The following is a 242-nucleotide window of genomic DNA, read 5'->3' on the forward strand; positions in this document are numbered from 1 at the left end:
TATCACGGCTTCTTCCGCGACCTTGCCTATGACGACAAGCGCACCGCCCTTGACGAGGGGCCGGTGCGCGCCTGGCGGGTGTCCGAGGAGCTCGACCAGACCGGCAGGCCTGGGGCGCAAGATGCGGATGGCGTGCGCAGTTTCCGCGGCATCGATCCCGGCTCGCGTATCTCGCTCTCGACGCAGCAGGCAACCTATGCCGCGGTGTTGGTAATCGACGTCAAGGCGATCGACGAGAAGTC

1 protein-coding gene is annotated in these 242 nt (G+C 65.7%); it reads left to right on the top strand.

Features of this window, described 5'->3' with window-relative positions; all coding sequences use genetic code 11:
- Positions 1 to 242 (top strand): hypothetical protein (locus tag NLU14_RS22745; protein WP_275710879.1); only part of this gene is annotated, 242 nt, incomplete at both ends.

The organism is Marinobacter iranensis, assembly GCF_029207565.1.
Lineage (GTDB): Bacteria > Pseudomonadota > Gammaproteobacteria > Pseudomonadales > Oleiphilaceae > Marinobacter > Marinobacter iranensis.